Here is a 21,183-nt window from a genome sequence, read left to right as displayed (position 1 = left end):
ATATTGGCACGCGTATTAATCATACTCCGGCATTTCAGGCATCCTTGGAGCTTCTTTTTTCTCCGGTTTTTCGGCCACCAAGACTTCCGTCGTGAGCACCATGGCCGCGATCGAGCCGGCATTTTGTAGGGCGCTACGAGTAACCTTCAGAGGGTCTATTATGCCTTCTTCGATCATGTCGACATACTCGCCAGTAACCGCATCTAAGCCCTGCCCCTTGGGCAAGCTTCGTACCTTTTCCACAACCACGTCTCCCTGAAATCCGGCATTTTTAGCTATTAAGTGCAGGGGTTCAGCGAGGGCATTCAACACTACCTGAGCCCCAATCTTCTCATCCCCATTCAAAGTTTCGATGAAGGACTCCAGTGCAGGGACGCAATTTAGCAATGCAACTCCGCCACCCGCTACGATACCCTCTTCTACGGCGGCTCTGGTCGCACTCAAGGCATCTTCTATACGATGCTTCAGCTCCTTTTGTTCGGTCTCAGTAGCCGCGCCCACCTGGATAACAGCTACGCCACCTACTAGTTTAGCAAGCCTTTCTTGAAGTTTTTCTTTGTCGTATTCGGATGTAGCTTCTTCCAGCTCCGCTTTAATTTGAGCAGCACGTTTCCTTATAGCCTCGCTGTCGCCTGCTCCTTCAACTATTGTGGTTTCCTCTTTCGTAACGCGCACCTTTTTGGCGTGACCAAGCATGGAAAGATCAGCGTTTTCAAGCTTAATTCCCAGCTCTTCGCTAATGACTTGACCACCAGTCACTATAGCGATATCCTGCAGCATGGCTTTCCTTCTATCGCCGAATCCGGGCGCCTTAACAGCACAAACTTGCAAGATTCCGCGCAATTTGTTGACCACCAAAGTCGCCAAAGCCTCGCCTTCTACGTCCTCAGAAATGATCAAAAGCGGTTTTCCGGTTTGAACGACCTTTTCCAATATGGGAAGCAGATCTTTTACATTGCTGATTTTTCCGTCATGAATCAGGATGTATGCATCTTCAAAGGAGGCCTCCATTCGCTCTGGATCGGTAATCATGTAGGGGCTGATATACCCTTTGTCGAATTGAAGCCCTTCGACCATCTCCAAAGTGGTACCCACGGACTGACTATCTTCAACCGTGATAACACCATCTTCTCCCACCTTGGACATCGCTTCAGCGATCAGTTCACCAATTCCTTTGTCATTGGCAGAAATAGCCGCCACCTGGGCGATCTTGGATCTATCCTTGACAGGTATTGCCATCTTCCTCAATTCATCTACAACTACGTCTACTGCCATTTCGATGCCCCTTCGCATCAACATGCCGTTGGCTCCAGCAGCAACGTTTTTCATGCCATGACGTATCATGGCTCTAGCAAGCACCGTGGCAGTTGTCGTTCCGTCACCAGCAATATCGTTGGTCTTTGAAGCTACCTCTTTTAAAAGCTGTGCTCCCATGTTTTCAAAGGGCTCTTCCAGTTCTATTTCCTTGGCGATGGTAACACCATCATTGGTAATCGTGGGGGAGCCAAATTTCTTCTCCAATACCACATTTCGCCCTTTGGGCCCCAATGTTATACCCACCGTGTCGGCAACTTTATTTATGCCTCGCTCTAATGCCCTGCGAGCTTCTTCCTCGAACTTCAGTATTTTCGGCATTATAAATTCCCTCCTTTATAGCTTCAGGTTGATCATCAGGCATTTTTCAGTTATTTCATAACCACAGCCAAGATATCACGTTCGCTCAAAATAAGGTATTCTTCGTCCTCTATCTTTACTTCTGTTCCGGCATACTTGCTAAAAATTACCCTTTCCCCGACTTTTACTTCAAGGGGCAACTTCTGACCATTCTCCAACACCCTGCCACTTCCTACCGCGACTACTTCTCCTTCTTGTGGTTTTTCCTTAGCTGTGTCTGGCAGTACTATTCCACCCTTGGTCTTTTCTTCTTGGGTTAGAACCTTAATAACTACTCGATCTCCTAGAGGCTTAAGCTGCATTTAACATCCCTCCTTGCTAAAATGAATGATAATCACGTTTATCGGTTTGTTAGCACTCACTGCCAATCAGTGCTAACAAACCGATAAATATATTAAGGTCCTCCCTCTATTTATTACAAGTAGAAATAAAGGCATTTATGCCAACTTACTGCTAAATAGAGGCAGATATGTCGTATTTTCTTTATTTTTCTGGGGTTTTCACGCCAAAGATTTGGAAGGATCGGGTACGAAGGACAGCGGCGACCTTTCTCCTCTCTTATAAGCATTGTAGCCAGCCGCGGCAATCATAGCGGCATTATCGGTACACAGCTCTATTGGCGGAAGATAGGCATGCCAAGACTTTTCTTTTATTTTTTCCCGAAGCCAAGTATTAGCAGCAACACCACCTGAGATAGCAACTTTGCTTATTCCAGTTATTTTTACAGCCAAATCCACCTTTCGTAGCAAAGCCTCGATAGCTGCGTGCTGGAAGGAGGCGCACACATCTTCCACCCTCAAATTCGGATTTCTCTTTAAAGCCCAAAGTACGGCTGTCTTTAAACCGCTGAAACTAAACTCGATGCTAGGGCTATTGGCCATTGGGACGGGCAACGGTATGGCAAAGGGATCTCCCTTTCCTGCCATTTTTTCTATCATCGGTCCTCCCGGATAACCCAAACCCAACAAACGTGCTACCTTATCGAAGGCTTCGCCCACCGCATCATCCCTGGTAGCCCCAAGCAACTTGTAATCTCCGAAGGATCTTACTAGGATAAGCTCTGTGTGACCTCCTGAAATTATTAATGTTATAAAAGGAGGCAATAAATCGTCATGCGCCAGATAATTTGAAAATATGTGGCCCTCCAAATGATTTACAGCTATTAAGGGAACCTCCCAAGCTTGAGCCAATGCCTTTGCGGCCGTAGTTCCAATTAGCAGCGAACCCATTAAGCCAGGGCCATCCGTGACGGCAATCAAATGTATCTCCCGTGGTGGATTTTTAATCTCGCATTCATCCAAGAGCTGAGAAAGCAAAGGTATAAGGTTTTCTAAATGTTTGCGCGAGGCAAGTTCGGGAACCACACCACCAAAGGTCTCGTGATCTTTTAACTGACTTGCAACCAAAAAACAGCGTAAATTCTTGTTATTTTCAAGCAACGCGACCGATGTATCGTCGCAACTTGTCTCAATGCCCAAGGTCAACATTTAACGTCACCTGCCACAACCATTACAAGAAGAACAACTTCCGCTGGCACAGGACTTTTTTCTCGGTGCTTCTCCCTCCAAATGAATTAATATTTTTCCTCTGCAGCTAGGACAGCTGTGGGCGAAAGTTGTACTTGTGAACTCGGCATCGCAACTGACACAACGATATTTATGCAAAAAGATCACCCTTTCTTGATTCGCTCAATTTCTAAATTTATCCAAGTCGATTCTAATTTCATTTCCTTCATAAATTATATTATATACCCCATCCGAAGACCTAGGAACCACAAAAGCAAGGTCACCAACCGCTCCGGAGGGTAAAGATCCTGTTGGTATTCGCGTGAGCTTTGTTAAAACCTCCTTTTCTGATAAATACATCCCGTTGACTGCTATTTTAAAAGGGTCAAAATCGAATGGTTTATAGGTTTCATATCGCAACACAAATAGTTCCTTACCCCGCGCTTGGGGGCTTCCAAAATGACCCAAGTGCCATTTGAGCCAATCTGGCGTCTTTCCAGAGGCTATAGACGCCTTAACGAGCAAGTCATCGACGTAAAGGAAATCAAATCTTGCCCTTGCCCCCAATACTAAATCTCCAAACTCTTGGCCCTCAAGGTACATTGTAGTGATCCGCTTTATCGCCAAGTCCTCAAATTCATCAGCGCAGAGTTCGCCAGCACCAAAGGTGATTATTGCGATAAATACGGACAATACAATCGTTATCATGAGAAAAAAAAGTTTCTTCAACTCCTTCCACCACCTTTTAGCTCCTCTATCTCTTCAGGAGTAAAAGTATACACTTTATTGCAAAAATGACACCTGACTTCTAAAACATCCCGTTCACTCTCTAGTTCGGGCATTGAAAGCAGCAACGCCTTGACGAGATTCCTTGAACATCTGCAACCAAACTCAAAAGAAGTACTTCCCAGCCATTTTTTACTCAGATCTTTAAATATTGTTTCAAGTATATCCTGCGAAGATCCTACCTGTTCTGCCAACCTGCTGATGGAGTCATATTTTTCTAATAATCTTTCGAGCATGCCAACAAAAGACTCATCGGCATCGGGCAATAGTTGCACCATTAAGCCTCCGGCCGACAGGACGCCCAGAGAGGGTTTCTGCAAAACTCCAAGCGCAATTGCCGTTGGAATCTGCTCAGACTTAGCATAGTAGCAAGCTATATCTTCGGCAATTTCACCTGAGACTAAAGGAACTTTGGAAATCAACGGTCTTTTTAGCCCAAGATCTTTTATCACTGTTAGATATCCGTTGCTGCCCACACCAGCACTCACGTTCCACTTGCCCTTTTCAGAAAGAGGAAGTTCAACCCACGGGTTTTTCACGTAACCTCTTACTTTTCCTCGATTTTCAGCGTCAGCCACTACTTCGCCTAAGGGGCCATCTCCTTCAACCTTTAAGGTAATTCTCGCTCTTTTTACCTTCTGATCGGCCACCATCATCATGGAGGCCATTACCAATCTTCCAAGAGCAGCTGTTGCCAGAAAAGACAAATTATGTACATCTTGGAGTAATTTCACCAATTGGGTTGCCTCTACCGCAATAGCCCTAGCATCTCCTGTTCCAAGTAGGCATCTGTGCACTGTTGCTTTATGCTCATCGTTTTGAGGCACTTTAATCTTCCCCTTTGATGGAGCGTATTATCCACTTCCACTCTTGTAATCTGCAAAACAAAGTTACAAAACCATAAACCGATACCCCTAAAACTCCGGCACCCATTAACCATAGCGCCTTCGCTATTGTACTCCCCCCAAAGGGATAGGGTAATAAAAATTTGTAGGCTATAGAAAACAAAACCAATAGACAGGCAGAAAGGGCCAACTTAGCGCACCACTTGGGATTAAATATCTTTAAGCTTTTTCCGGTTGCCTTCGCCAAATAGCTTATGCCTAAGAAAGCTCCGCTGGTAAAAGCACAAGCCACGCCGAGGGCTAAACCCCTGTACGACAACCACCTCATGGTAGAGGCACTTATCAAAAAGTTTACCACGACCGTGGAGGATGTGACGAGCATGGCACCCTTAGGCAAGCCGCAGGCATATATTGCCCTTAATGTAACGTTAGTCAACGCCATTCCCAGCAACCCAAGGGAATAAATGGCCAAGGACTGGCTAGTGGCCCTCCAAGCCCAATCGTCAAAGGCACCTCTATAAAATACACAATTAACCGCTTCGGGTGAAAATATCACTGCCATGATCGAGATGGGTAAGATTAAAAAGAAGGAAAACCGAAGCGAATCACGAAAGATCTCGATAAATTCATCTTTATTAGATGACACTTTAGAAAGTGTCGGCAATACCGCCTGCGATATGGCTATCACGAATAACCCCAAAGGGAGTTGAAGCAATCTGTCAGCGTAATTCAATACCGAGATAGAACCTGCCTCCAAAAAAGAACCCATCACCCTACTTATAATGGGATGCAATTGATTGAAGGAAAGGCCTACCACGTAAGGGAGAAAAAGGCGCATCATCGTCTTCAATTCATCGTCAGCGCGATTGATTTTAGTTGGATAAAGCACAAATCCCTTCCAGGCGCTCCATATCCACTGAACGCAAAATTGAGATACCCCACCCGCTAAGACTGCAACGGGAAGCGCTGAAATACCGAACTTTTCATAAAAGAAAAGGACAACCACGATAAACACCACATTGCTTACAGCTGGCGCTACAGCAGGCACAAAGAAAGAACCCAAGCTGTTAAGCACCCCCATGACGAGGGCAGAAAGAGAGATAATTAGCAAGAAGGGGAAAAGCCTTTTTGTAAAAGACACTGCCAGAGCAGCTTCCTCGCCCGAAAAGCCCGGAGCGATAAGCGAAACCAACTGAGGGGATAGTATGATACCAAGACAAACTACAAAGAAACCAATCGCTATCAAAAGTGTCAAAGCTTGCCGCCCCAATTCCTTTGCTCTTGTTTCTCCTTGCGTGCTTAAAGCTCGAGAAAAAACAGGGACAAAAGTAGCGGATAAAGCACCCTCCGCAAGGAGCTGCCTTGCCAAGTTGGCTAACGTGTATGCCACCAAAAAGGCGTCGAGTTGTCGCGTCGCACCAAAAAAGGCAGCTATAATTGTTTCGCGTATAAGCCCCAATATCCTGCTGGCAAAGGTGCCAATGGTCATCACCATCGAATGTCGTATAATGGTATCGATTGCTTTGGCCAATTATTTTCAATCCTCCCGCTTCTTGCTTTTTGGTTGTAAAAAACTACATCTGTTATTATAAGGTGATGTCAATGAATGTAAAAATTCACGTTTGGGGAGTCGGTAACAGCACCTTGGGTGACGACGGAGTCGGCATATTCGTCGCCAAGATGTTAAAAAGACTTTCGCCTCCTTATATTGAAGTTACAATATGTGAAAGTGTCCCCGAAAATTTTATTCTACCCTTGAGGAGAAAAAAGCCCCAAGAACTCGTTATCGTAGATGCAGCTTTAATGAATTTGCCGCCCGGAAGCATTAGAAGGATTCCTTTGGCACAATCCGAGGGCTTTATATTGACTCACGGCTTGCCCTTCTTGACACTGATAGAATCTCAAATAAAAAATTGCAATGTTACCATAATAGGCATACAACCGGAAACAAGAGGTTTCTCCACAAAACTTTCCACTTCTGTGCATGAAGCAGCAAGAAAACTTGTTAAAATTATCACGACATCAAGGTTGCGCGACATTCCACTGCTTACCAGCTAAATCGCTCTCCGAGATAATACTTCCTCGCGATTTCGCTTTCGGCCACCATATCAGGGTCCCCCTCCACCAAGATTTGTCCTTCGTGAATTATGCAAGCCCTATCGGTTATGGCCAAGGTCTCGCGCACGTTGTGATCGGTCAGTATTATGCCGTAACCTCTATGTCGCAAGCCTAACGTCATCTGCTGAATGTCGTAGACTGCTATGGGATCTATGCCGCTGAAGGGTTCATCCAGCATCAAAAAATCGGGCTCTATTGCCAAGGCCCTGGCAATCTCAACACGCCTTCTTTCTCCTCCGCTCAGAGAATGGCCTTTAACGTCCGAAATCTTCTGTAATCCAAACTCCGCCATTAAACGGGATGCTCTTTCTTCAACGTCTTCGCGTTTTAAATTTTGTTCCTCCAAAATCAAACGCAAGTTTTCCTCTACTGTTAAAGACCTAAACACCGAGGCTTCTTGGGGTAAATAGCCTAATCCCAACCTTGCTCGGTGATGCATTGGTAAGGATGTTATTTCCACATCATCAAGATAAACTTCCCCCGCATCAGGGTATAACAAGCCAACTATCATGTAAAAGGTGGTAGTTTTGCCAGCACCATTAGGGCCCAGTAGCCCTACTATCTCTCCTCTTCTAACTTGAAAGGTAACGTTTGAAACGACCTTTCTCTGTTTAAAGGATTTTTCTAATCCGACAACAGATAGCAGGTCTGCCATGTTAGCTTTCAATCCTCCTTGACTTCAATGACAACTTTAGGTCTCCCCAAAGCCTCGATATGTCTGTCATCTACGTAGTATATTAGGCTTTCGGCTTCTATGGTCCTTCCTTCTTGAACCGCTTTTGCATCACCTGTAACTTCAAGAACTCCCTTGCCACGAAGATAATGAGCTTGCTTTCCAGTGATATGAGTTCTTTCACCATCTGAGGGCTCGTGAATAACTACAACATTTCCAGTAGCCCACAATTCCTCTATTTGTTCCTCTGTTATCTTTCCACTAACTTCCTGGGCACTGACACGAAGATCGCGCCCCTTATCTTCAAATTGGCGCACTTTAATCGCTTTGAAACTCTCGCCTTGCCTGGTCACTTTTTCTGCTATAATTCTCATCTGTCCCATTCGCGCATTTACATTACCTACTGCGCTGTAGTAAACTATTTCTCCTTGCAGCCACTCAAGTTCATCGCTGCGGATTTCCTCGTCTTGACCTCTTATCAGATGACTCTTACCGAATGAATGAAACAAAGTGCCCCTTTCGTCCCGATCAATTTTTAACTCTACACAAGTCAAAGTTGCTTCTTGCGAAGGCCAAGAAACGACAACGTTATCCCAAAACCTAAACTGCTCCCCGTCTATAAACCCTTCCGCAAAGGGTGCATTTACAATTAGGTCCTCCTTCGTGACCTCAACACTTCCCCTCGCGGTCACCCTGCCAGCGTTGGGATCGTAGTACAGCTCGTCAGAATGCAGTATAACTTCGGTTATAGCACTCTCTTCTCCCCGACATGAATGTGGCAACAAAAGCAAAAGGCATGAAAAGATCAATAAGACACCGAGGAATTTTTTCCTATTCATTTTATTCCCCCTATGCTACAGTACGCTAAAAAGCTTTCGCCCTAGATGCTATTAATTCGGCTATCTGAACGGCGTTGAGCGCTGCGCCCTTCCTTAAATTATCCGAAACGACCCACATGGATAGGGCTCTTGACATTCCAAGATCGCTCCGCAGACGACATACATAAACTAGGTCGCTACCAGCGGCTTGCAGAGGAGTTATATACTTATTTTCAGCCATGACTATTATGCCAGGAGCCTCGGACAAAATTGCATTTGCTTCTTCAAGCGTAACTCGTTCTTCAAATTGAGCCACTATAGCCTCCGAGTGACCTCGCTTAACAGGCACTCTGACAGTAGTGCAGCTAACCTGTAACTTTTGATGATGTAAAATTTTTCTGGATTCATTTAACATCTTCCACTCTTCATCGGAAACACCCGACTCGTCCATTGCTCCAATATGAGGCAACACATTAAACCCTATGGGCAGGGGATAGACTTGCGGCTCAAAGGATTTGCCCTCCAAAATGGCGCGTGTGCACTCATCGAGCTCAACAAGAGCTTGCCTGCCCGTGCCAGATACCGATTGAAATGTAACCGCCGAAAAATACTCAAGGCAAAATCTTTTGTGAAGGGGAGCCAGGGCCACAACAGCCTGAATGGTGGCACAATTGGGATTTGCTATTATGCCGTTGTGACGCATAACGTCTCCTGGGTTCACCTCGGGAACGATAAGAGGAATTTCAGGATCTAACCTCCAAGCGGAACTATTATCTATTACTACTGCGCCTCTAGAAACCGCTACCTTGGCCCATCTTTTGGATACGCCTGCGCCGGCTGCAAATAATGCGATATCCACGCCTTTGAAGGCATCATCAGCAACCTCCCTCACTTCCACCTGAGCCCCGCTAAATTCAACGACCTTTCCGGCTGACTTACTGGAGGCTAAAGGAACGAAATCAGAAATTGGAAAGTTCCTTTCTTCCAAGACTTTAATTATCTCCTGTCCCACAAGGCCTGTTGCGCCCAATACTGCTACCTTCATGTCTACTTTTCTCCTTCCATGAAATGTCTATGTAAAGAAGATACAGCCTTATCTATCGAGGAGGAGGATATAACGCAGGTGATCGAATTTGAAGTAGAGGAAATCATGTCAATATTGATGCCTTCTCGCGAGAGAACCGAAAACATTTGAGCTGGTATATCAGGATATACCGACAGGCCAATTCCGACAACCGATACCCTCCCAATCTCCGAATCATAGGTAACACCCTGAGCATCAATTTCCTGCGCATAGTCGTTGCAAACCTCGATGGCCTCCCCAAGTAGCGCCTCTTTGACCAGAAAAGCTATATCATTGACGTCGCCTCGCATAACACTTTGTATTATCATCTCGACGCCAATTCCACGCTCTGCCAGTTTGCTAAACAGTCCAGCAGCTATCCCGGGAACATCGGGAACGCCCAACACGGCTATTTTAGCAATGTTTTTGTCATGGACGATAGCCTTAATAGTTAAACCCTCTTTAACTTCTCCGTGTTTTATGACTTCTTCCATGTTTGCTTCCTTCACCCATGTTCCCTCCCCATCTAATATACTTGAACTAACATAAATCGGCATCTTATATAATGAGGCAAACTCGATGCTCCTCGCCTGAAGCATCCTTGCTCCTAAAGCGGCCATCTCAATGCACTCTTCATAGGAAACACTAGACAATTTCTTGGCGTTAGAAACCAGCCTCGGATCGGCCGTATATATCCCCTTTACGTCAGTGTATATATGACAAAATTCTGCATTTAAAGCAACAGACAGCGCAACGGCTGACAGATCAGAACCACCTCTACCCAGGGTCATAAAATCTCCAAATTCATTAACTCCTTGAAAACCCGTAACTACGGCGGTGCCGCCTTCGCCAAGCCAGGAGGCAACCCTTTTGGGATTGACATTTACTATCCTTCCTTCGGTATGGTGGCCTCTTGCGATAAAACCAGCCTGAAAGCCGTTAAAGGACTTGGTCTTAATTCCTGTTTCTTCCATAGCCATGGCCAATAAAGCTGCGCTTTGTTGCTCGCCGATGACTAAAAGCTGGTCCATTTCCCTGCCATTAAACACGCTTGAGGTCTTTTGTGCAAGCTCAACCAAGTCATCGGTCATTTTGCCCATGGCCGAAACAACGACGGCCACATTGAACCCTTTATCCAAATAATCGCCCTTCACGCGCGCTGCAACGTTACGAATTCGCTCCACCGTGGCAAGGGAACTCCCGCCAAATTTCAACACTACGCAATGGTCGAACATCGATCCGCTTCCTCAAGCATTTTGGCTTCTGCCTCTTTTATTCTTGCGCCTTCCTGGTCAATATCTAAAACGAAGAAACGAGACCTCAGTCCTTTTTCAGTAAAAACCGAGCACATTTCTTTTGCCGTTCGCGTTGGATCACCCTTCACAAAGGCCAGCATACTCGGGCCAGATCCGCTTATTGCAACCCCTAAGCAACCTGGCACAGATTTTACGCGTTCCAATATCTCTTCCCCTCCGGGAAAGAGTTTAGCCCTGTAGGGTTGATGAAGTTTGTCTTCCATGGCCCACGGCAAGTTTTCTAATTTGCCGGTAACCCAAGAAGCCGCTAGCAATGCTGCCCGACTTAAGTTAAATATAGCATCTTGGAGCGAAACCTCTTGCGGAAGCGCTTCTCGAGCCTTTTTCGTATCCACAGTTACATCGGGTACGGCAACCACTATCTTTATCCTTTCTTTAAAATACGGTAGCTTTACATATTTTACTTCTTTTCCGTTCCAAGCGCTTATGACAAATCCGCCCATACAACAAGGAACAACGTTATCGGGATGACCCTCCAACTCCACCATCAAGGGAAGAAGTCTTTCTTTCGAGAGTTCAGGCTTTCCTACTGCCTTTGCCAACATTACTCCTCCGACTATAGCCGAAGCAGAACTTCCTAACCCTCTAGATAAGGGTATGGCATTGTAAGACCTTAGCCTCAATCCCACGGGAGGTATGCCAAAATTTGCTATAGCCGCCTCGAATGATTTGATGATCAAGTTATTCTCGCCTGCAGCTATGTCTTTTCCGCCCTCGCCAATCACTTCTATGTCATATGTATGGGGAGGCAGTAAATCAAGCACTTGGTAGCGATTGTACAAAGATAAAGCAACACCGAAGGAATCAAACCCTGAGCCTACATTAGCACTCGATGCTGGGACAATCACAGTCAACATGACAAAATCTCCTCCCTTAGCGTCTCGTATTCTGCAGCAACTTCATTCGGAGACAGAGCCATCCTATCAACTATCTCTGGATCCTTTAAGCCGCTGCCAGTTAATACCATTACAACTCTTGCATTCTTTGGCAAATTGTCTTGCTTGCTCAACTTGTACAAACCTGCAAGGGTAGCGCAAGAGGCCGGTTCGGCAAAAATACCCTCGCTGCTCGCCAAGTCTTTCTGAGCCATTAGTATTTCTTCGTCAGAAACAGCCAAAAACATCCCCTTGCTGCTTTTAACAGCAGCCATCGCCTTTTTAGCGTTTACGGGACTGCCAATTCGTATAGCAGTAGCCACGGTCTCGGGCTTTTCAAAGGGCCTCCCCACGACGAGCGGAGCAGCGCCTTGGGCCTGTATTCCGATCATCCTCGGGATGGAGGCGATGAGGCCAGCCCTCCTGTATTGAACGAAACCTGCCCAATAAGCCGAAATGTTGCCGGCATTCCCAACGGGCAATACGCACCAATCGGGAGCCCCAATCTCATCGCATACTTCCCATGCTCCACTCCTTTGTCCCCACAATCGATAGGGGTTAACGGAGTTCACTATATTTAGCCCTAAATCATTGGCAAGTTTGCGAGTCATACCAAGGGCAACGTCGAAGTTTCCATGAATAGCTAAGACGTTTGCCCCGTATATCAAAGCTTGGGCGAGTTTACCCTGTGCTACTTTGCCAGCAGGGAGAACGACGTGACATTTTATTTTTGCCTTGGCAGCATATGCTGCAGCCGAAGCAGATGTATTTCCTGTTGAAGCGCATATAATGCCAGAAGCTCCTGACTCGAGAGCTTTAGAAACAGCAAGCACCATGCCTCTGTCCTTAAAAGAACCCGTAGGGTTAAGCCCCTCACATTTAGCATAAAGCTCGACGCCAAGTTTCAGGCTCAAATTATCAAGAGGGATCAAAGGGGTATTGCCCTCTCCCAGCGATAAAATTGGGGTTTTTGAGGTCACCGGGAAATATTGAGCATATTTTTCCAATAAACAAACCATCAGCTTTCCACCTTCCACAAGGTTATCAAAAGCCCTCCTCAAGCCTCTTTTGGAGGCGAGAGGAGGGCTCCCGCGGTCCCACTCCACTTTCCGAAACAAATTCTTTCGGATCTCTTTCCGCTTTAAGGGGCGGACCCCGCTATCTTATCCAAAAAGCTTTGGCTTCGATAGCAGCTCAGGGGTGGTCTTCATCCATCCGCGAACAGGAACCTCACACCGAAAAGCTCCCTCTCTGGAGCTCGCTAAAATAAACTACTCTTCCCCGTCATCGCGCCATATTTGTCAACTTTAATGGTTCTTATAATACCTTTTCCGAGATATGTCAAGCAAAACTTCTCGCAATTGTCCCTACGATTAAGCAAGATCAAAAAATAAAACGGTTAAGGTCTTCTACTCTGCCGGTTCGAACATGTCCTTTCCGACTCCACATACGGGGCATACCCAATCATCGGGTAAATCTTCAAAAGCAGTTCCCGGCGAAATACCCGAATCGGGGTCACCCTCCGTCGGATCATAAACATAACCGCAAACCGTGCAAACGTATTCCATGACCTTCCCTCCTCCAATCATCTAAACTAAAGCTAGTAATGATTATAAACTAATCGTCGACCCAACACCATCGGAAAGGCATAAAAATTTTATCAACGACTCAACAATTGCCAGAGCTCCTCTTTTGTCATGAGATCACTTGCCCCCATACCGGTATCATCAAACTTTCCTACAATTGAATAAGCGATGCCTTGTTCTCTCAAGCGATTTTTCGCTACATCGATTTTCTCGGGCGGCAGGACTGCCAAAAGCACTCCCGAAGAAATGAGATGCAAGGGATCGAAGGCTAGAGCCTCGGAAACCTTTTCCGTAATGGAATGTATCGGAAAAGTATCAAAATCCAACCTGACCTTTAAGGAAGTCAGAGAAACAATCTCAGCTATCCCACCAACAACGCCTCCCTCGGTGGGGTCATGCATGAAGGAAGCAAGATCTCTTAGAAGCCTCGCCTCTGGTAGTATCGATAGCATAGAATCCCAACTTTTTACTTCAGCGATTTCTTCAGAAGATAAAACAGATGCGAGCAAATCCTCCCTATCATGGGCAAGTATAACCATTCCCTCGAGACCAACGTGCTTTGTCAAAAGTATTAGGTCACCAGGTCTGATCGAACTTGCTCTTAAAACCTTATGACCAATCCCAAGCATAGTACCTACTACTATGGGATAATTGTAACGATCGGAAAATTCCGTATGCCCTCCGATGATGGCGACCCCTAACTTCTTGGCTTCCTCATCGACCTCTTTCATCAGCGAAGCCACATCATCTAGCGCCATCGTGTTGGGCAATATTATGACCACTATCATATAAGCTGGATCGCCGCCTTTGGCCGCAATATCGTTGGCATTTACGTTGACCAACAAATTGCCGGTTCCCTTAACTGCTCCAACTATGGGATCGGATGTAGCAAGCAGAAAGGCACCTGCAGGCCACCCGATAACGGCTGCGTCCTCTCCTATCTGCGGTCCTATTAACACTTCATCTCTATGAAATCCTCTCAGCTCCTTGAGGAGCGGCTGTAGTAAAATCGGAGGAACCTTCCCCACCGGTATGGAAGCGTCATCCATCAATACACGTTCACCCCCTAATGCTATAAACACAACCGCAATAACGTTGCCTGTAAAGCGCGAGATCCTTGCTTTTTGCGACAGATTCAATAAATCCACCGCGTTTTCTCCAAACTCGATCTATCCAACTTAGACCTACATTGTTTGATAAGGTTTTTCCAATCGCGTTTATCAATTCAGGATCCTTATGTGGACTGACAGTAAGACTCGTGGCACAAGCCTCACAATCAAATGCGATCGCATGCTTCGTCGCTTCTTCAATTTGCAGGCGATAGCACAACATACACCTTTTTCCGCCCTCAGGTTCTTTCGCCAAATGTTTTGTCTCAAGAAACCAGCGATGGGGATCGTAGGCTGGTGCTAAAAGTTGAACTCCAAAATATTCAACCAGCTTCTTTACGGCTTGAAGACGCTTTTCGTACTCCAATTGAGGATGGATGTTATGGCCATAAAAAAAGCAAACTACAAAATTACCCTCAAAGAGCAAACGCTCAAGCGGTATAGTGCCATCGGGAGCACAACAAAGGTGCAGCAAAACTTTCATGTCATCTAACACCGCCATTCAAAGGAGCAATTGATGTCGCAAAAATTAGGTAGCCAGTGTGACCTATCATTCTATCCTCAGGTCTTATCCTGTCCGGATCGATTCTTAGTTTTCTGAGAAATATTTCCAAGACCTCAATGTCAACGAAATAATTTTCCTCCAAAGCGCGAAGGAATTTTTCTATCTGATTGAAAGTTGGAAGCAACGCTCCCATTCGGCGACCTAATGCAAGGGCGCTTCTGACCTGCAGCAAGTAGTTCCACGGATCAGGCAAATCTAAAAACACTGCATCAACGTCAGTTTCTTCAAAGCCTTGGGAAAGGTGTCTCACGTTAAATTCCACTCTATGCTCAACGCCCCACTTCCTACAATTACGGCGAGCAAGCTCAACAAATTCCTCGCGCGCATCGTAAGAATAAACGCAGCCTTCATCTCCAACGAAGTGAGCGAATGCCGTAGTTAAACTTCCCGACCCTGTGCCACATTCCACTACCCTTGCACCAGGTCCTATATCAAGTTGAAGTAATATAAAACCTGCTTCCTTCGGAAAAACTATCTGGGTTTTACGTTTAATCCTGCGCAGATATTCCCCCAAGGTCGGTTTCATGATGTAAAAAACGTTGCCGTTATGAGAGCAAACCCTACCGCCAAAACCGGCCTTCATGACCTCTTTGTGGAATACTATACCTAGTCGAGTTTCTAGCTTTCCCTCGCTCTCCAAAGAAACCAAAAAACTATCTTTTCTATTGGCCGAACGCAAAAAAACAAGCGTCCCCTCTTCTAACATCAATGTCACTCCTGTAAAATACAATGGACCAATGCTTTAGAGTCCAATCCCATCGCTTCAAATACTTCTTCAGAAGGTCCTGAATCGCCAAAGCGCCAAACTCCTAAGGGCTTTACCCTTCCCCTCAGGTCCAAACGTTGGAGCTTTGATATCATCTCCTGACCCAATCCCGTGCGGATATGATGATCTTCATAGGTAAAGATAGGTCCCATTTTAACAGCTTCCGTCACAACTTCATCGTCTAAGGCTAAGGGACAGGAAACTCCATAAACGCGCAAGGAAACGCCTTTTTCTTCCAGCAATTTTCTTGCCTGAAGGGCTCGGTAAACCATATGACCCATCGCAAACACGGAAGCATCGTAACCGTCTCTAATCATATCAATAGTTCCGTAATTAAAGACGTAATCCTCGTCATAAAAAGGGGTAACTCCGTCTTCTTTCGTCAAAACAGGAACTTTGCTCCTGCCCATGGCAACGCATACGTTGCCTTCCTGACATAGCGCCCATCTGGTGACTTTATCGGTTTGGTTGGGATCAATGGGTACGACCGATTTCCAGCCAAAAAGATTGCGAAGTAATCCGCAGTAATCTATGCACTGATGGGTCATGCCATCTTCTCCTACGTCTAAACCCACATGGGTCAAAAAAAGCTTGAGATTGGTCCTGTTGATATCGTTCAATCGTTGTTGGTTATATACTTCAGAAAGCCCAAACACACCAAAATCGGCCCAAACGCTCACTGCGCCCCCACAAGACGATGCACCTGCTACAGTAGCTGTGGCATGCTCCTGAATTCCAGTTTCTATAAACCAATCAGGACACTTCTTTGCAAATTCATCTACTCTAACTGAGGAAGCCAAATCACAATCAAAGACCAAAACGGGTACCGGCTTTCCGTAATTTAAGTCTCCAATGTTTGCCAAAGCTTTACCGAAAGCACTCCTGTTATCCATCTTAGCGGTTGGAGGGTAAACAAAAGGAGTACCTACTTCAATGGGCAAGGCTGTGGGACAAACAACCCTGCCCTTGGGCAGAGGACCTTTCCGCGCACTTAACACATCCTCTAACATCGATGGGTCTTCTCCCAGCTCTTCCATTGCTTTCACATATAGTTCTTTGCTCAGCGCCCTGCCATGAAAATCAGGAATGGCTTCCATGAAAGAGACCCCCTTGCCCATAGTGGTGTTACAAACCACCACGCTTGGTCTTTGGTCCTCGTATGCCTTTTTCAGAGCAGAGTAAATATTCGAAGGGTCATGCCCATCGCATTCATATACTTGCCAACCATCAACTTCCCACAGTTTTTTATATTGAACAGGCATGACCTCTTCAACGAAACCACTGATTTGAATATGATTAAAATCTATCAAGGCCGTGATGTTATCCAAGCCTTCTTTCACGGCGATTCTTCGCGCTTCGGACACTTGTCCTTTAGTCTGTTCGCCGTCTCCCATCAAAACAAATACGTGACCGTTGTTTTGTCTTTTCTTTTGCGCTAAGGCATAACCCACGCCTGCGGCTAATCCTTGTCCCAGATTTCCACTCGCCCAATCTATGCCACGCACGGAGCGCTCAACGTGACCCTGAAAAGGGCTCCCAACTCGCCTAAAATTTCCCAAAAGTTCTGTAGGGTCAAAGAATCCAAGATAGGCAAGTGTTGAGTAGGCAGCGGGCGCAGTATGACCATGGCTAATGACGATAAAGTCTCTATTTATGTCATCGGCGTTTTGTCTGCGCAAATCCGAAACGGCATAGGTCAGCAAATACATCTCGATGCTTGACATGGAACCTCCGGGATGTCCACTATTTGCTGCCGTGGTCATTGTCAGAATCCAACCTCGGCACGTTTTAGCAGCACGGCGGAAAGCCGCTAACTCCGCCTCATCCAATTCATCTTTAGGAAAATGAGTGAGGGAAAGAAGCAATTCTTTCATATGGCTACCTCCAACAGAAAAAAATTAAGAACAATAGACTTGAACATTTTATCCATAGACAAAACAGCAAGCTAAAGTTAACGCATACCTTATACCAGCAACCAAAGGCTATTGCAACCTCTTCATATCTCTTGCCTTGACGGGCGAAGGCTGGATAAATCAAGGCGGAAGTCGCATAACTTCCGCCTTTTGACAACCTATCGGGTTATGAGGAAGCAGCTTTTTATATGACTTCTTCTAGAGGCTTATACAAATCTTCCATGCCAAAGGCTTCTGCCACGGGTTTATAGGTAATAACGCCTTTATACATGTTTAATCCCTTCGAAAGCGCTGGATTTTCCCTGCAGGCACGCTCTACACCTTTATTGGCAATCTGTAGTCCGTATCGTATGGTATTGTTGCTGAGAGCAAAGGTGGCAGTTCTGGAATAAGCCCCAGGCATATTTGCGACACAGTAGTGAACCACGCCATCTACCACGAATACGGGATCAGAGTGAGTTGTTGGTTTCGAAGTTTCAGCACATCCACCTTGATCGATCGCCACGTCTACGATCACGGAACCTGGCTTCATTAGCTTCAAATGTTCTTTGCGAACCAGCTTTGGCGTTTTTGCACCAGGTATTAACACAGCACCTACTACTATATCTGCTTCTTTTAACTCTGCTTCCAAGGTATGACTATCGCTAAACAGAGGGAACACATTTGGAGGCATGATTTGAGTCAAATTTTCAAGAACCTTCGGACTTACATCAAGTATGGTCACCTTTGCACCAAGTCCGGCGCCAACTCTCGCGGCATTGCTTCCCACGCCACCGCCGCCAATTACCAATATATTGGCTGGAGCAACTCCCGGAACGCCCGTGGGAAGCAATCCCATACCCCCATGAGGCTTACCCAGGTAGTAAGCTCCCATCAAACAGGCCATGCGCCCAGCAATGGTGCTCATCGGTCTTAACAAAGGCAACGAGCCATCGGCTTCTTGAACCGTCTCGTAAGCTACAGCTATTATCTTTTTGTCCAGGCAGGTTTTAGTCAACGTCTCATCTGCAGCAAAGTGAAAATAAGTGTAAATTAACTGGTTCTCACGCATTAGATCGTATTCTTGGGGAAGCGGTTCTTTAACCTTTACGATCATGTCAGCAGTAGACCAAACCTCTTTAGCCGTGTCCAATATTTTAGCCCCGGCAGCCTTATATTCTTCGTCAGTGATTCCTGAGCCAGTACCGGCACCTTTTTCTACCACCACTTCATGTCCGGCATCAACATAGCTCCTCGCGGCTGCTGGAGTAAGCCCTACCCTGAACTCGTTATCTTTTACCTCTTTCGGACAACCTATCCTCATTTAAAAAATGCCTCCTTTTTTATTATTTGAGATAGATAAAACTATCACTTCAACATAGATTATACAATATATCCTCATAAATATACACGAGGAACTCGCGGTGTAAATAAATTAGGTATCTCGTAATTTATGGTTCCAAGCAAGCAAGCTATCTCCTCTGGCGTTATGCGCTCTTCTCCCTGACTTCCGAGGAGCACTACTTCGTCTTTCACATTTACGTCCGGTATGTGGGTAACGTTTACCATCATTTGGTCCATACAAATGCTTCCTACTATGGGAGCACGCACTCCCCTTACTAAAACGCTTGCCTTCATGGAAAGGTTGCGCGGATAGCCATCGTGATATCCTATGGGCAAAACGGCTATTCTTTCCTCCCCTCGAGTCATATAGCGCAATCCATAACCCACACCGCTTCCCAACGGCAATGTCCTCAGAACAGCCACTTCAGTCTTGATCTGAAATACAGGTTTTAGCTCGAAGGGCCTACTGCATGTTTCAGACGGCCACATTCCATATAATATCAACCCGGGCCTAACAGCATCCAAATGATAGTCTGGGGTATTGAGTGTCGCCGGACTGTTGCAAACGTGGCGCAACCTAGTTTTACTTCCATATTCCTCCAATATGTCCAGGGCTCTAGCAAATCTTTTAAACTGCCAATGCGTATAATCCAGGTTAGGCTCATCGGCCGTAGCAAAGTGAGTAAAAACTCCCTCAATATCGAGACAAGGCAAGCTTTTTAGTTCCGGCAATATTTTCGCCAATTCTTCGGGCAAAAAGCCAATTCTCCCCATGCCTGTGTCAATTTTTAGGTGAAGGCGTGCTAGTTTACCTTGTTTTTCTGCTGTCCGGCTTGCTGTATGCGCAAAGGACATATCGGTCAATGCTGCAGCTATATCATATCTGACATAATATTCTGCAGCTTCATGGGGTGAGGGACCAAGGACAAGCACGGGTTCTTGGATGCCTGCTTCCCGTAAACTTACGGCCTCATCGGGTGTAGCGACGGCAAGCCTCTGACAACCAGCTTCCACTAAAGCCTTTGAGATCCTGGCAATTCCCATGCCATAACCATTCGCCTTTACCACCGATATTACTTGTGCTTTTGGTCCGACGAAATTCCTTATGTTAATAAAGTTATATTGTAAATTTTTCAGGTTAACTTCATACCTCGTAGGTCTTAAATCCAACCAAAACACCCCCTAAGAAAGAAAAAAGGAAGCCGTTAGGCCTCCTTTTCTTGTATTGGCGCCTATGTCAGCTCACCACGAGCTCGTCTGGCATCAAAATCTCTCACTAACCGCCGCACCTCACCAGACACCCACCATAAAGCTATCAGGTTAGGTATAGCCATCAGGCCGTTTAAAGTATCGGCAAAATCCCAAATGTTCCGTAAAAACTCACTTCCACCCCAAGCGCCAAGAACTATACAGATGATCCAAAGAGCCTTGTAGTAGGGAATCACCTTCACTCCCAATATATAAGTCGCTCCTGTTTCTCCGTACCAGTACCATGCAAGCACCGTCGAATAGGCAAAAAGGGCAAGAGAAACTGCCAAAAACATCGCGCCTGTGCGGCCCCAAACGGTACTAAAGGCGGTTAGAGTTAATTGAGCTCCTGTAAGTTCAGGATAACCAGTGAGAGTACCCGTGGCAATGATGCTTATAACGGTAATTGTGCATATAATTATGGTATCCAAAAATACCTCGAAAATGCCCATGGTGCCTTGACGCACGGGATGATCCGTTATGGCTGTGCAATGAACCATCGGGGCCGACCCAAGGCCAGCTTCGTTTGAAAAGATGCCTCGGGCGGTGCCCTTTACCAGCGCTTGCCTGAGTGTCCACCCGGCCACAGCTCCTGGCATTGCCATAGGATCATGGAAGGCATAATAAAATGCTGCACCAAAAGCAGCCGGCAATTTATCCATGTTCATTAAAAACAATACCAGACCACCAATAGTATACAACACGGACATGAAAGGGATTAGAATGGTGGTAGCATTGGCTATACTTTTTAGGCCACCGATTACGACCAGGGCCGTTAGAAAAGCCAGCGCTATTCCAGTATATATATGAGGGACGCCAAAACCCAAATTTACTGCTTCTGCAGTAGAATTGGCTTGGGTCATATTGCCAATTCCGAAGGCTGCCAGTGCCGCAAAGAGGGCAAAAAGCCAGGCCAACCACTTTTGTCCCGTGGCCGCCCTTAATACGTACATAGACCCTCCGCGCCAGTTACCTGCTTCGTCTTTTTCCCTAAAACGGG

The 21,183-nt window shown here is 46.0% G+C and carries 21 protein-coding genes and 1 other annotated feature; of the genes, 1 reads left to right on the top strand and 20 read right to left on the bottom strand.

From position 1 onward, the window contains the following. Nucleotides 1-15: 15 nt before the first annotated feature. The 6 genes from groL to murJ all read right to left on the bottom strand — a co-directional run bounded on the left by groL (nt 16) and on the right by murJ (nt 6,341). Nucleotides 16-1,635 carry a chaperonin GroEL gene (gene groL, locus Q7P41_RS00505; protein WP_303881206.1) on the bottom strand — a complete coding sequence of 540 codons (1,620 nt, stop codon included), beginning with the start codon at nt 1,633-1,635 and terminating at the stop codon, nt 16-18. Between the two features lie 50 nt (nt 1,636-1,685). Further along, nucleotides 1,686-1,976, bottom strand: coding sequence for a co-chaperone GroES (gene groES / locus Q7P41_RS00500; RefSeq protein WP_303881203.1), 291 nt, complete (start codon nt 1,974-1,976; stop codon nt 1,686-1,688). A gap of 198 nt (nt 1,977-2,174) precedes the next feature. Continuing rightward, complete coding sequence (tsaD, locus tag Q7P41_RS00495; protein ID WP_303881200.1) at nt 2,175-3,161, bottom strand: tRNA (adenosine(37)-N6)-threonylcarbamoyltransferase complex transferase subunit TsaD; 987 nt, start codon at nt 3,159-3,161, stop codon at nt 2,175-2,177. A gap of 201 nt (nt 3,162-3,362) precedes the next feature. Further along, on the bottom strand, nt 3,363-3,908 hold the full coding sequence (locus Q7P41_RS00490; RefSeq protein WP_303881198.1) for a hypothetical protein: 546 nt from the start codon (nt 3,906-3,908) through the stop codon (nt 3,363-3,365). Further along, a complete protein-coding gene (gene hslO / locus Q7P41_RS00485; protein ID WP_303881197.1) occupies nt 3,905-4,792 on the bottom strand; it encodes an Hsp33 family molecular chaperone HslO in 888 nt (295 codons plus the stop codon). Before hslO ends, Q7P41_RS00490 begins: the two co-directional genes overlap by 4 nt. Before the next feature lies 1 nt (nt 4,793). Next, the gene (gene murJ, locus Q7P41_RS00480; RefSeq protein ID WP_303881195.1) at nt 4,794-6,341 is read right to left on the bottom strand and encodes a murein biosynthesis integral membrane protein MurJ; all 1,548 of its coding nucleotides are present in this window, start codon (nt 6,339-6,341) and stop codon (nt 4,794-4,796) included. Between the two features lie 71 nt (nt 6,342-6,412). On the opposite strand from murJ, the gene Q7P41_RS00475 reads away from it, so the two are divergent. After that, on the top strand, nt 6,413-6,868 hold the full coding sequence (locus Q7P41_RS00475; RefSeq protein WP_303881193.1) for a hydrogenase maturation protease: 456 nt from the start codon (nt 6,413-6,415) through the stop codon (nt 6,866-6,868). Here Q7P41_RS00475 and lptB read toward each other — a convergent pair. From lptB to Q7P41_RS00405, 14 genes are all read right to left on the bottom strand, one after another. Then, the gene (gene lptB / locus Q7P41_RS00470) at nt 6,858-7,583 is read right to left on the bottom strand and encodes an LPS export ABC transporter ATP-binding protein (RefSeq protein ID WP_303881191.1); all 726 of its coding nucleotides are present in this window, start codon (nt 7,581-7,583) and stop codon (nt 6,858-6,860) included. The genes Q7P41_RS00475 and lptB overlap by 11 nt on opposite strands. A gap of 8 nt (nt 7,584-7,591) precedes the next feature. Next, on the bottom strand, nt 7,592-8,440 hold the full coding sequence (locus Q7P41_RS00465) for an LptA/OstA family protein (RefSeq protein ID WP_303881189.1): 849 nt from the start codon (nt 8,438-8,440) through the stop codon (nt 7,592-7,594). 25 nt (nt 8,441-8,465) lie between these two features. After that, nucleotides 8,466-9,464 (bottom strand): aspartate-semialdehyde dehydrogenase, encoded by a 999-nt coding sequence (locus tag Q7P41_RS00460; protein ID WP_303881186.1) that lies wholly within the window; start codon nt 9,462-9,464, stop codon nt 8,466-8,468. Nucleotides 9,465-9,466: 2 nt separating this feature from the next. Further along, nucleotides 9,467-10,717 (bottom strand): aspartate kinase, encoded by a 1,251-nt coding sequence (locus Q7P41_RS00455; protein WP_303881184.1) that lies wholly within the window; start codon nt 10,715-10,717, stop codon nt 9,467-9,469. Further along, entirely contained in the window at nt 10,699-11,655 is a 957-nt protein-coding gene (gene thrB / locus Q7P41_RS00450) for a homoserine kinase (RefSeq protein WP_303881183.1), read from the bottom strand. The genes Q7P41_RS00455 and thrB overlap by 19 nt, the downstream gene beginning before the upstream one ends. Next, complete coding sequence (thrC, locus tag Q7P41_RS00445) at nt 11,649-12,692, bottom strand: threonine synthase (RefSeq protein WP_303881181.1); 1,044 nt, start codon at nt 12,690-12,692, stop codon at nt 11,649-11,651. The genes thrB and thrC overlap by 7 nt, the downstream gene beginning before the upstream one ends. Before the next feature lie 48 nt (nt 12,693-12,740). Then, nucleotides 12,741-12,970, bottom strand: a binding site (T-box leader). 112 nt (nt 12,971-13,082) lie between these two features. Next, complete coding sequence (gene rd / locus Q7P41_RS00440; protein ID WP_303881179.1) at nt 13,083-13,241, bottom strand: rubredoxin; 159 nt, start codon at nt 13,239-13,241, stop codon at nt 13,083-13,085. 92 nt (nt 13,242-13,333) lie between these two features. Further along, entirely contained in the window at nt 13,334-14,308 is a 975-nt protein-coding gene (locus tag Q7P41_RS00435; RefSeq protein WP_303881289.1) for an AIR synthase-related protein, read from the bottom strand. A gap of 10 nt (nt 14,309-14,318) precedes the next feature. Beyond that, complete coding sequence (locus tag Q7P41_RS00430) at nt 14,319-14,852, bottom strand: epoxyqueuosine reductase QueH (RefSeq protein ID WP_303881176.1); 534 nt, start codon at nt 14,850-14,852, stop codon at nt 14,319-14,321. A gap of 1 nt (nt 14,853) precedes the next feature. Continuing rightward, complete coding sequence (locus Q7P41_RS00425; protein WP_303881174.1) at nt 14,854-15,639, bottom strand: tRNA (adenine-N1)-methyltransferase; 786 nt, start codon at nt 15,637-15,639, stop codon at nt 14,854-14,856. A gap of 5 nt (nt 15,640-15,644) precedes the next feature. Continuing rightward, nucleotides 15,645-17,573, bottom strand: a complete 1,929-nt coding sequence (locus Q7P41_RS00420) for a transketolase (protein ID WP_303881171.1) — start codon at nt 17,571-17,573, stop codon at nt 15,645-15,647. Nucleotides 17,574-17,796: 223 nt separating this feature from the next. Continuing rightward, a complete protein-coding gene (gene ald, locus Q7P41_RS00415) occupies nt 17,797-18,915 on the bottom strand; it encodes an alanine dehydrogenase (protein ID WP_303881168.1) in 1,119 nt (372 codons plus the stop codon). A gap of 74 nt (nt 18,916-18,989) precedes the next feature. Then, a complete protein-coding gene (gene alr / locus Q7P41_RS00410) occupies nt 18,990-20,105 on the bottom strand; it encodes an alanine racemase (RefSeq protein ID WP_303881166.1) in 1,116 nt (371 codons plus the stop codon). Nucleotides 20,106-20,167: 62 nt separating this feature from the next. After that, the coding region (locus Q7P41_RS00405) for a sodium:alanine symporter family protein (protein ID WP_303881164.1) at nt 20,168-21,183 on the bottom strand (1,016 nt) is incomplete at its 5' end.

Source organism: Acetomicrobium mobile (assembly GCF_937920065.1).
This window is presented reverse-complemented; position numbering and strand designations above follow the sequence as displayed.

Coding starts and splice junctions, on each gene's coding strand:
- groL (WP_303881206.1), bottom strand. CDS start 1,635: ATGCCGAAAATACTGAAGTTCGAGGAAGAAGCTCGCAGGGCATTAGAG.
- groES (WP_303881203.1), bottom strand. CDS start 1,976: ATGCAGCTTAAGCCTCTAGGAGATCGAGTAGTTATTAAGGTTCTAACC.
- tsaD (WP_303881200.1), bottom strand. CDS start 3,161: ATGTTGACCTTGGGCATTGAGACAAGTTGCGACGATACATCGGTCGCG.
- Q7P41_RS00475 (WP_303881193.1), top strand. CDS start 6,413: ATGAATGTAAAAATTCACGTTTGGGGAGTCGGTAACAGCACCTTGGGT.
- lptB (WP_303881191.1), bottom strand. CDS start 7,583: ATGGCAGACCTGCTATCTGTTGTCGGATTAGAAAAATCCTTTAAACAG.
- Q7P41_RS00465 (WP_303881189.1), bottom strand. CDS start 8,440: ATGAATAGGAAAAAATTCCTCGGTGTCTTATTGATCTTTTCATGCCTT.
- Q7P41_RS00460 (WP_303881186.1), bottom strand. CDS start 9,464: ATGAAGGTAGCAGTATTGGGCGCAACAGGCCTTGTGGGACAGGAGATA.
- Q7P41_RS00455 (WP_303881184.1), bottom strand. CDS start 10,717: ATGTTCGACCATTGCGTAGTGTTGAAATTTGGCGGGAGTTCCCTTGCC.
- thrB (WP_303881183.1), bottom strand. CDS start 11,655: ATGTTGACTGTGATTGTCCCAGCATCGAGTGCTAATGTAGGCTCAGGG.
- thrC (WP_303881181.1), bottom strand. CDS start 12,692: ATGGTTTGTTTATTGGAAAAATATGCTCAATATTTCCCGGTGACCTCA.
- rd (WP_303881179.1), bottom strand. CDS start 13,241: ATGGAATACGTTTGCACGGTTTGCGGTTATGTTTATGATCCGACGGAG.
- Q7P41_RS00435 (WP_303881289.1), bottom strand. CDS start 14,308: ATGGATGACGCTTCCATACCGGTGGGGAAGGTTCCTCCGATTTTACTA.
- Q7P41_RS00430 (WP_303881176.1), bottom strand. CDS start 14,852: ATGAAAGTTTTGCTGCACCTTTGTTGTGCTCCCGATGGCACTATACCG.
- Q7P41_RS00425 (WP_303881174.1), bottom strand. CDS start 15,639: ATGTTAGAAGAGGGGACGCTTGTTTTTTTGCGTTCGGCCAATAGAAAA.
- Q7P41_RS00420 (WP_303881171.1), bottom strand. CDS start 17,573: ATGAAAGAATTGCTTCTTTCCCTCACTCATTTTCCTAAAGATGAATTG.
- ald (WP_303881168.1), bottom strand. CDS start 18,915: ATGAGGATAGGTTGTCCGAAAGAGGTAAAAGATAACGAGTTCAGGGTA.